11 protein-coding genes are annotated in these 9,419 nt (G+C 73.2%); 7 read left to right on the top strand and 4 right to left on the bottom strand.

Going from position 1 to position 9,419, the window contains the following annotated elements; all coding sequences use genetic code 11:
• The first annotated feature begins 189 nt into the window (after positions 1 to 189).
• From DKT69_RS29965 to DKT69_RS29955, 3 genes are all read left to right on the top strand, one after another.
• Positions 190 to 1,173, top strand: coding sequence for a helix-turn-helix domain-containing protein (locus DKT69_RS29965; protein WP_109804808.1), 984 nt, complete (start codon positions 190 to 192; stop codon positions 1,171 to 1,173).
• Positions 1,174 to 1,250: 77 nt separating this feature from the next.
• A complete protein-coding gene (locus DKT69_RS29960; RefSeq protein ID WP_109804807.1) occupies positions 1,251 to 1,490 on the top strand; it encodes a DUF397 domain-containing protein in 240 nt (79 codons plus the stop codon).
• 217 nt (positions 1,491 to 1,707) lie between these two features.
• On the top strand, positions 1,708 to 1,977 hold the full coding sequence (locus tag DKT69_RS29955) for a hypothetical protein (protein ID WP_109804806.1): 270 nt from the start codon (positions 1,708 to 1,710) through the stop codon (positions 1,975 to 1,977).
• A 140-nt stretch (positions 1,978 to 2,117) separates the two neighbouring features.
• Here DKT69_RS29955 and nudC read toward each other — a convergent pair whose 3' ends face one another.
• Genes nudC through DKT69_RS29940 form a run of 3 tightly spaced genes read right to left on the bottom strand, consistent with a single transcriptional unit; the run spans position 2,118 to position 5,765 of the window.
• Positions 2,118 to 3,065, bottom strand: a complete 948-nt coding sequence (gene nudC / locus DKT69_RS29950; RefSeq protein WP_109804805.1) for an NAD(+) diphosphatase — start codon at positions 3,063 to 3,065, stop codon at positions 2,118 to 2,120.
• Positions 3,062 to 4,399 carry a M16 family metallopeptidase gene (locus DKT69_RS29945; protein ID WP_109804804.1) on the bottom strand — a complete coding sequence of 446 codons (1,338 nt, stop codon included), beginning with the start codon at positions 4,397 to 4,399 and terminating at the stop codon, positions 3,062 to 3,064. The genes nudC and DKT69_RS29945 overlap by 4 nt, the downstream gene beginning before the upstream one ends.
• Positions 4,400 to 4,454: 55 nt before the next feature.
• Positions 4,455 to 5,765, bottom strand: coding sequence for a M16 family metallopeptidase (locus DKT69_RS29940; protein WP_109804803.1), 1,311 nt, complete (start codon positions 5,763 to 5,765; stop codon positions 4,455 to 4,457).
• A gap of 261 nt (positions 5,766 to 6,026) precedes the next feature.
• Between DKT69_RS29940 and DKT69_RS29935 the strand changes: the two genes are divergently transcribed.
• From DKT69_RS29935 to DKT69_RS29920, 4 genes are read left to right on the top strand one after another with little or no spacing between them, the layout of a single operon-like run.
• A complete protein-coding gene (locus DKT69_RS29935; RefSeq protein WP_109804810.1) occupies positions 6,027 to 7,091 on the top strand; it encodes an ABC transporter substrate-binding protein in 1,065 nt (354 codons plus the stop codon).
• Positions 7,088 to 7,867 (top strand): ABC transporter ATP-binding protein, encoded by a 780-nt coding sequence (locus tag DKT69_RS29930; RefSeq protein WP_109804802.1) that lies wholly within the window; start codon positions 7,088 to 7,090, stop codon positions 7,865 to 7,867. The genes DKT69_RS29935 and DKT69_RS29930 overlap by 4 nt, the downstream gene beginning before the upstream one ends.
• The gene (locus DKT69_RS29925; protein WP_109804801.1) at positions 7,857 to 8,741 is read left to right on the top strand and encodes an ABC transporter permease; all 885 of its coding nucleotides are present in this window, start codon (positions 7,857 to 7,859) and stop codon (positions 8,739 to 8,741) included. Before DKT69_RS29930 ends, DKT69_RS29925 begins: the two co-directional genes overlap by 11 nt.
• A gap of 4 nt (positions 8,742 to 8,745) precedes the next feature.
• Positions 8,746 to 9,189 (top strand): RrF2 family transcriptional regulator, encoded by a 444-nt coding sequence (locus tag DKT69_RS29920; protein ID WP_109804800.1) that lies wholly within the window; start codon positions 8,746 to 8,748, stop codon positions 9,187 to 9,189.
• Positions 9,190 to 9,227: 38 nt separating this feature from the next.
• Here the strand turns inward: DKT69_RS29920 and DKT69_RS29915 are convergent.
• A partial coding sequence (locus tag DKT69_RS29915; RefSeq protein ID WP_438361891.1) for a hypothetical protein occupies positions 9,228 to 9,419 on the bottom strand: 192 nt, incomplete at its 5' end.

Genomic DNA, 9,419 nt, shown 5'->3' with positions numbered 1-9,419 from the left:
CGTCGGGGGCGGTGCCGGCCGGGACGCCGTCGTCGGGCGGCCGGCACCTCTCCACGGTCCTCTTTTTCTCGCGAGACACGCCCTCGCCGGAACCTCCGACACCGGTCGCGCCGTCCATACTGGCCGTGGGGGGCGAATTCCATACAGTTACCGTCGCCTCCTGCGGCGGTCGACGGAGAAGAGGACATCGTGCCTCCTGCCGTACCGAGCCCGATCCTGCGCCGGCGCAGGCTCGGCACCGAGTTGCGCCGGCTGCGCGAGGCAGCTGGTCTCACCGGGGACCAGGTCATCGAGCGGGTCGGCTGGGCCTCCGCGTCCAAGTTGTCCCGGCTGGAGAACGGCCGCAGCCGCCCGGATCCGGACGACGTCCGGGACCTGCTCGCCCTCTACGGGGCCGAGGACGAACTGCACGAGGAGCTGCTGGGGATCACCCAGGAGGCCGGCGACATGCGCGGCTGGCTGCGCAACTTCCCGGTGATGACCCAGCAGCAGCGCGGCTTCGCCGAGCTGGAGGCGGGCTGCGCGGAGATCTCGGAGTACAACCCGGTGATCGTGCCCGGGCTGCTGCAGACCCCGGGTTACGCCCGGCACCGGATCATCTCCGCGGCCCAGGTCGCCGAGCAGGCCGGCGACCCGGAGACCGGCGAGGACCCGGAGACCGAGGTACGCGCCCGGCAGGCCCGGCAGTCGCTGCTGACCCGCTCCCCCGACGCGCCCCGCTACACCGCGGTCCTGGAGGACGCGGCCCTCGGCTGGCGAGCCGGGCCGCCCGAGGTGCTGCACGAGCAGATCGTGCACCTCTGCGAGCTGGCCATGCTGCCGAACGTCACGCTGCACCTGCTGCTGCGGGACACCCGGATCGCCGACTGGTACCTCCCGCCGACCGCCTTCTCGGTCTACCGGTTCGCCGATCCGCTCGATCCGGAGACGCTCGCGATCGAAGGTGGCTTCACCGACGTCATGTCGACCGAGGCAAACGCCCTAAATCGCTATAAAGTGGCGTTCGAGTGGCTATGCTCGGCGGCGCTCTCCGCATCGGACACCCTCTCCTGGCTCATCGAGGCGACGGGGCGGCTGACCGACACGGCACCCGAGGCCACGGCGGCGTACGGCCCGGCAACGGCGCCGGTCCAGCGCCGCCGGAACTCGGGGCGCCTCACGACGGATCGGTGACCCCACGAGGGGACGGATCCGTCCGGCCTGCGGCGTCACTCGCCCCCATCGGAGCACTCCAGAGCAGGAGCAGGACCATGAACGAGATCCGCAACAGCCCGGCCGGCCTCGCCCAGCAGCTCGCCGATGCGCCGTGGCGCACCAGCACCCGCAGCCAGACCTCCAACTGCGTGGAGGTCGCCCCGCTGCGGACCGGGCCGGCGGCCGTCGCCCTGCGGGACAGCAAGGACCGGGGTGGCCCGGTGCTGCTGTTCAACCGGACCGGCTGGCTCGGCTTCATCGCCGGCGCGAAGAACGGACAGTTCGATCTGAACTGATCCGCCGATGACCGAGGGGCCGTCGGCGCAGCGCCGGCGGCCCTCTCGCGTGTCCACTGCCGACGACCGTCCTGACCAGGGGTCCTCCGATCGGTCTACCCCGCCGGGGATCGTCGAGTTTCACTTGCTGGGACGACCACCGGGCGTAACATGACGAAAGAGTGACGTGGAAGTTCCAGCGCGTACTCGTCCGTCGCGATCCGTCCGGGGGACACCCATGCGGTTCCTGATCGTTCGCACCGACATCCGCACCGCCGCCGACAACGACATCGCGGCCGCCTGGGCCGGCGGTGGCCGGCTGCGGGACGAGACCACCACACCGGAACCCCGCCGCCAGGTCGTGCACGCCGAGGACCGCGAGGCCGCGCTGGTGCTGGCCCGGGCCCTGGCCACCGTCGGGGCGGTCCGCTCCGGCCGGCAACGGGTCAAGGTGGTGCCCCTCGCCGAACCCGACCCCGGGCAGCCGTACCGCTGGGAGCGCACCTGACCCGCACCTGACGTCCGTCGTGGCCGGACCGGCTTCCCCCGCCGTGTTCCTTGCCCCAGCCGACCACGACGGCCCGTGTTCCCGGCCCGTGACCCTCGCGGCAACGACGGTCACGGGCCGGGACCGCGCCCGGCCCCGCGTCAGCAGTGGCCGTCGAGCCAGCGGTGGATCAGGAAGAGCGCGATCGAGGAGGGCGGCGGCAGGACCAGCAGGTTGCCCTCGCCCGCGTCGACCGGGCGCCCGGCCAGGGCGGCGCCGATCTCGCGCCGGGTGAACCAGCGGGCATGGGCGATCTCCGCCGGATCGACGCGTACCGGCTCGTCGGCGTCGGCGCGGGCCAGGTAGCCGAGCATCAGCGAGCCCGGGAACGGCCAGGACTGGCTGCCCGCGTACGCGATCTCCTCGACCCCGACGCCGACCTCCTCGCGGACCTCGCGCAGCACGGCGGCCTCCGCCGACTCCCCCGGCTCGACGTACCCGGCGAGGCAGGAGAAGCGACGCTGCCCGGGAGTGCTCGGCCAGGTGGCGTTGTTGCCGAGCAGGCAGCGCCCCTCCGGCCCGGCGACCCCGTCGTGCAATAGCACGATCATCGCCGGGTCGGTACGCGGCCACACCCGGCCGCCGTCCGGGTCGATCCGCGACCAGCCCGCCTCGTCCACCTGGGTCGGCTGCCCGGTCGAGGACGAGTAGCCGTGCCGGAGGTGCCAGTTCAGCAGCGCGAGCGCAGTGGTGAAGATGCCCGCGTCCCGGTCGACGAGCAGATGACCCACCTCGCGCAGGTTGACCGCCCGGGCACCGGGCAGCGCCGGCAGCGGCGCGTCCACCGCGAAGACCGGCACCCCGTCCGGCTCGACGCCGAGGAACATCGGCATCGACCGGGGCACCTCGGGCAGCTCGCCGGAGTCGAGCAGCACCAGCTCCGGCGGGGCCGCCTCGCCCCGGACCAGCGCGCGGCCGTCGTCGGTCGAGTCCAGCACCAGCACCCGGGCCCGCTGCCACGCCTCGGCGAGCCAGCCCGGGTCGGTACGCCGGTGCGCCGCCCGGTCCAGGGTGGACCGGGCCAGCGGCGGGGCGGCCTCACCGGTCACGCCGACTCCGTGCGCACCGGGGTGAGGGCGGACAGCGCCCCGGCGACCCGGTCGGCGTCACCGAGCACGACGGTGACCGCCTTCGCCGGGGACAGGTAGCGCGCCCCGGCCTCGGCGACGTCCGCAACGGTCGCCTTCGCCAACCGGGCGGCGTGCTCGGCAAGGAAGTCCAGGCGCAGCCCGTTGCCGGCGTACGCGCTGGTCAGCGAGGCGAGCCCGGCCTGGGTGGACATGCCGAGCTGGAGTGTGCCGAGGGCGTACTGGCGGGCCTGCTCCAGCTCCTCCGGCCGCACCGGCAACGACGCCAGCCGGCCCAGCTCGTACATGGTCTCCAGCAGCGCCGGGGCGGTGACCTCGGTGGCCACCTCGGCGCCGGCGACCAGCACCGATCCGGCCACCGAGTGCTCGACCAGCGAGTGCGGGCCGTACGTGTAGCCCTTGTCCTCCCGAATGTTCTCCACCCAGCGGGAGGAGAAGTAGCCGCCGAAGACCAGGTTGGCCAGCTGCAGCGCGGCGTGGTCGGGGTGGGTGCGCGGGACCGCCGGCAGCGCGAGCCGAAGCGACGACTGCACCGAGCCGGGGCGGTCGACCAGCAGCAGCGGACCGGGCTCCAGCGGCGGGGCGGGCGGCAGCTCGGCGGGGTGCCCGCCCCCGCGCCAACCGCCGAGCGCCTGCTCGGCGGCGTCCACCGCGCGTTCCGGCTGCACGTCGCCGACCAGCACCAGCACCGCGCCGGCCGGGTGCACCCGCTCGGCGTGCAGCTTGCGCAGGGCCGGCGGGCGGACCGCGCGGACCTGGTCGGGCTCCGGTGTCTGGACGGCGTAGGGGTGCCGGCCGTAGATCCGCTTCAGCAGCGCGGTACGGGCCAGGTGCGCGGGCTGGCTCTGCGCCACCTGGATCCGGTCGACCAGCCGGTCCCGCTCGGTGTCGACCCACTCCGCGGGGTAGGTGGCCCCGGTCAGCACGTCGGCGAGGATCTCCAGCATCCGGTCCAGCCCGGTGACCAGGCCGGCCCCGGAGAGCATCAGCCGGTCCGGGTCGACCCCGGCGGAGAGCCCGCCGCCGACCCGCTGCAGCTCGGCGGCGATCTGATTCGCGGTCATCGTCGCGGTGCCGGAGAGGATGGTCTCCGCGAGCATCGCGCCGCGGGCCAGGTGGGTGCGCCCGAACGGCATCCAGAGCCGCAGCTCCACCAGGGGCACCGCCGGCCGGCGTACGGCGATCACGGTGAGCCCGTTGGCGAGCGTGCGCTCGGCCTGCTTGGGCAGCTTGAGCTTGCGGTTCGGGCCGAGCGGCGGCAGCGGCCGCGTCCCGGTCTCCACGGTTGCCGTCACTGACCCGCCTCCGTTCGCGACTGCGGTGCTCGCAACCCCGGCTCGCTCCTCGCGCTCACCTGGCACCTCCGGCGATGACCTCGATGGACGCGCGGCGCTCCGGCCGCAGGGTGGCGGCGGCGGCGCGGACCTGCTCCTCGGTGACCTCGCCGACCAGCCGGGGCAGCTCGTTGAGCAGGCCCGGCTCGCCGCGCTGCTGCTCCAGCACGGCCATCCGCAGCGCCCGGCCGAGCACCGCGTCGGTGTCGCGCAGCAGGTGGGTGGCCATGCGCGCCTGGGTACGGGCCAGTTCGCCCTCGGTCAGCCCGTCGGTGGCCAGCCGGTCCAGCTCCTCGTCGATGGTGCGCAGCACCTTGTCCACGTCGCCGCCGGGCGGCAGGTGCGCCTGGAGCAGCAGGGCCGTGGGGTCGCGTACGTCGAACGGGTCGCCCATGAAGCCCAGGTAGCCGCCGAGGCTGGTGACCGTCCGGTCCCGCTGGACCAGCCGCTCGACCAGCCGGGACGCGTCTCCGTCGGTGAGCACCTCGGCCAGCACGACGTAGGGCAGGTAGCCGGCGAAGTCGTCGACCGGGTCGGGCACCCGCCAGGCCCCGGCCACCGCCGGCAGCGGCGCCAGCTTGTCGGGGTACGACGCGCGCCGCTCGGCGGTCAGGTCGGGCTCGGTGAAGTCGGGGCGCCGTGGGGCGGGCCGGGCCGGCACGTCCCCGAAGTGCCGCTGGATCAGCTCGGTCGCCTCGGCCACGTCGACGTCCCCGCTGACCGCGAGGACCGCGTTGCCGCTGGCGTAGTAGCGGCGGAAGAAGTCGGCCGCGTCGGCGACGGTGGCCGACTCCAGGTCGTCGAAGGAGCCGTACCCGTCGTGCGCGTTGGGGAAGGTGTCGAACATGACCGGCGGCAGGGTCAGCCAGGGGAACCCGCCGTACGGGCGGTTGAGCACGTTGACCCGGATCTCCTCCTTGACCACGTCGACCTGGTTGCGCAGGTTCTCCTCGGTCAGGCGGGGGCCGCGCATCCGGTCGGCCTCCAGGAACAGCGCGCGCTCCAGCGCGTTGCTCGGCAGGGTCTCGAAGTAGTCGGTGTAGTCCAGGTGGGTGGAGCCGTTGAAGGTGCCCCCGGCGCCCTGGACGTGCCGGAAGTGGGCCAGCTTCTCGAGGTTCTCCGAGCCCTGGAACATCAGGTGCTCGAAGAGGTGGGCGAAGCCGGTGCGTCCCTCGGGTTCGGAGCGGATGCCGACGTCGTAGACCACCGCCACCCCGATCACCGGGGCGCTGCGGTCGGGGGTGAGCACCACCCGCAGGCCGTTGTCGAGGCTGAACCGCTCGACCGGGTACTTCGTCGCTGGAATCTTCGCTCTCCGCGTCGGCACGAGATCGACAGTAGCGCGTCGGCCCCCCGCGTACCCGGCTCCTCGGCGCAGCTGTGGGCAGTGTGCCGGGCGGATTCCGGCGGCGGCCCGGACGGCGGTCCCGCCGGTGGCCCGACCGGCGCCGCGAAGTCCACTGAACGGGTGGGAATTGCCGAGAACGCCGGAGCGAGGCGTCCCGGATCGTGGATCGGTCTTGACGCCGGCCACGACCTGCCCCACTCTTCCTACCAACTAAGTAGGAATACTGTGGATTGGACAATGATGAGACGGCTCCCCTTCCGCCGGCTGGTCTCCCTCGCCACGCTCGCCGTCGTCGGCGCGGCCACCTTGGGCGCCACGGCCGCCTGTGGCGACGACAGCGACGGCGCCGCCGGCAAGTCCGGCCCGGTCACCCTGCGGCTCGGTTACTTCCCCAACATCACCCACGCCCCCGCCGTGGTCGGCGTACAGAAGGGCATCTTCGCCGAGAAGCTGGGCAGCGACGTCACGCTGGAGACGAAGACCTTCAACGCCGGGCCGGCCGCGATCGAGGCGATCTTCTCCGGCGCGCTCGACGCCACGTACATCGGTCCGAACCCGACCGTGAACGCCTTCTCCAAGTCCAAGGGCGAAGCCGTCCGGGTCGTCTCCGGCGCCGCCTCCGGCGGCGTGGCCCTGGTGGTCAAGCCGGAGATCACCACGGTCGAGCAGCTGCGCGGCAAGAAGATCGCCACCCCGCAGCTCGGCAACACCCAGGACGTGGCGCTGCGCTACTGGCTCAAGGACAAGGGCCTGAAGACCACCAAGCAGGGCGGCGGCGACGTCAAGGTCGTCCCGCAGGAGAACGCGCAGACGGTGGAGACCTTCGCCAGCGGCGCCATCGACGGCGCCTGGGTGCCGGAGCCCTTCGTCTCCCGCCTGGTCAACGCCGGCGGCAAGGTCCTGGTCGACGAGCGGGACCTGTGGCCGGACAAGAAGTTCGTCATCACCAACCTGATCGTCAGCACCAAGTTCCTCAAGGCCCATCCGGACGTGGTGAAGAAGCTGGTCGAGGGGCAGGTCGCGGCGAACGAGTTCGTCCACAGCAAGCCGGACGAGGCGCAGCAGGCCATCTCCGACCACATCGGCAAGATCACCGGCAAGCCGCTGGACGTCAAGCTGATCAGGCAGGCGTGGCCGACCCTGGAGTTCACCAACGACCCGATCGCCTCCTCGCTGAAGGCCGGCCTGGACCACGCGGTCGCCGTCGAGCTGACCCAGCCGGTCGACCTGAACGGCCTCTACGACCTGAAGTTCCTCAACGAGGTGCTGAAGGCCGAGGGCAAGTCCGAGGTCAGCCAGCCGTGACGTCGACCACCACGACGCCGCGCAGTGCGACCGGCTCGGTCGCGCTGCGCGGCGTGACCAAGGTGTACGGCCAGGGCGAGAACGCCGTCCTGGCCCTGGACGGGGTGTCGCTGGACGTCGCGCCCGGCGAGTTCGTCTGCCTGGTCGGCGCCTCCGGCTGCGGCAAGAGCACGCTGCTCAACCTGGTCGCCGGCCTGGACCGGGCCAGCGGCGGGCGGATCGACCTCGACGAGGGGGTCAACCCGGGCCTGATGTTCCAGGAGCCGGCGCTCTTTCCCTGGCTCACCGTCGAGGCCAACCTCGAGGTGCCGCTGAAGCTGCGCGGGCTGCCCCGGGCCGAACGCCGCGCGAAGGTCGCCGAGCTGCTGCGCACGGTCCACCTGTCCGAGTTCGGCCGCAAGCGGCCGCACCAGCTCTCCGGCGGCATGCGGCAGCGGGTCGCGCTGGCCCGCACCCTCGCCCTGGACACCCCGGTGCTGCTGATGGACGAGCCGTTCGGCGCGCTCGACGCGATGACCCGGGACATCCTGCACGACGAGCTGGAGCGGATCTGGTCCGAGCGGAAGCTCACCGTGCTCTTCGTGACGCACAACGTCCGCGAGGCCGCCCGGCTCGCCGACCGGATCATCCTGCTCTCCAGCCGGCCCGGCCGGATCATCTATTCGACCCCGGTCGACGTGCCCCGGCCCCGACGCATCGACTCGCCCGAGATCGCGAACATCGCCGCCGAGGTCACCGACCGGCTGCGTACGGAGGTGGGCCGCCATGGCCAGTGACACGCTCGCCGGGGCTCCGCGTACCGACGCGGAGATCTCCGGCCTGGACGCGCTGGAGATTGCCGGCCGGGAGAAGGGACCGTCCCGGGTACGCCGGTTCTGGTCGGCGACCTGGCCGAAGCTGGCCGCCCTGGCGCTGACCATCGGGCTCTGGCAGGCCGTGGTCTGGACCGGCTGGAAGGACGAGTGGGCGCTTTCCCCGCCGGCCACGGTCTGCGCGGACCTGGGCCACTATGTGCTCACCGCCGCGTTCTGGGACGGTCTGGCCACCACCGGCCGGCGGGCCGCGGTCGGCTTCGCCGCCGCCGTCGCCGTCGGCCTGGTGCTCGGGCTGGCCGTGGCCCGGGTGAAGGTGCTCCGGGCCGCGCTCGGCTCCATGATCACCGCGCTGCAGACCATGCCCTCGATCGCCTGGTTCCCGCTGGCCATCCTGCTCTTCGGGCTCACCGAGCAGGCGATCTTCTTCGTGGTGGTGCTCGGCGCGGCGCCGTCCGTCGCCAACGGCGTCATCCACGGCGTCGACTACGTGCCACCGCTGCTGATCCGGGCCGGCCGCAACATCGGCGCCCGCGGGCTCAACCTCTACCGGTACGTCATCGCGCCCGCCGCGTTGCCGGCCATCGTGGCCGGACTGAAGCAGGGGTGGGCGTTCGCCTGGCGCAGCCTGATGGCCGGCGAGCTGCTGGTGGTCATCGCCGAGAGGACGTCCATCGGCGCCCAGCTCACCTACGCGCGGGACTTCTCCGACGCGCCCCGGCTGATGGCGATCATGATCGTCATCCTGGTGGTGGGCATCCTGGTGGACGCCGCGTTCGGCGCCGCGGACAAGGCGATCCGGCGCCGCTGGGGCGTGCTGGACCAGGCCGGCAACTGAGCCCGTGTACGTCTCCGCGAGAGCCGACTACGCGCTCCGGGCCATGCTCGCCGTCGCCGACACCGCCGGGTCCCCCGACGGCGCGGCCAACGGTGGCGGCGAGCTGGTCAAGGCGGCGAGCCTGGCCGAGCGCCAGGACATCCCGCTCAGCTTCCTCCAGGGCATCCTGCTCGACCTGCGGCGGGCCGGGCTGCTCCACAGCCACCGGGGCACCGAGGGCGGCTACGCCCTGACCCGCCCCGCCGACCAGATCAGCGTGGGCGACGTGCTGCGCGCGGTCGGCGGCTCGCTGACCAGCGTGCGGGGCCTGCCGGCGGACCGCGCCGGCTACCACGGGGTGGCCACCGGGCTGCGGGACGTCTGGCTCGCGGTGGACGGCGCGATCGCCCTGGTGGTGGACCGGACCACCCTCGCCGACCTGCTGGTGGACCGCGCCGGGACGCGCTGACGGCGCCGCTCCCGGCACCGGCCGGCCGGCGGCGCGGCTCAGCTCGTGCTCGGCCCGCCGACCCGCCCGGTCGGGCTGTGCAGCACGACCAGCCCGGCCCGGGCGGCCCGGTCCGCGGTCGGGTGCCAGGGACCGAACGCGGCGACCATGGCGAGCAGCAGACCCGCCCCCGCCACCGCGAGGACCAGCAGCAACTCCCGCGTCCCCGAGCCGGCGTCACCCGTCATGAT

Source organism: Micromonospora sicca, from assembly GCF_003172935.1.
Lineage (GTDB): Bacteria > Actinomycetota > Actinomycetes > Mycobacteriales > Micromonosporaceae > Micromonospora > Micromonospora sicca.
Note: the sequence above shows the minus strand (reverse complement) of the source record. Positions and strands in the feature narration are given on the sequence as shown.

Bases quoted from the DNA above. Each gene is read 5' to 3' on its own strand.
- DKT69_RS29960 (WP_109804807.1), top strand. From the start codon at position 1,251: ATGAACGAGATCCGCAACAGCCCGGCCGGCCTCGCCCAGCAGCTCGCC.
- DKT69_RS29955 (WP_109804806.1), top strand. From the start codon at position 1,708: ATGCGGTTCCTGATCGTTCGCACCGACATCCGCACCGCCGCCGACAAC.
- DKT69_RS29935 (WP_109804810.1), top strand. From the start codon at position 6,027: ATGAGACGGCTCCCCTTCCGCCGGCTGGTCTCCCTCGCCACGCTCGCC.
- DKT69_RS29925 (WP_109804801.1), top strand. From the start codon at position 7,857: ATGGCCAGTGACACGCTCGCCGGGGCTCCGCGTACCGACGCGGAGATC.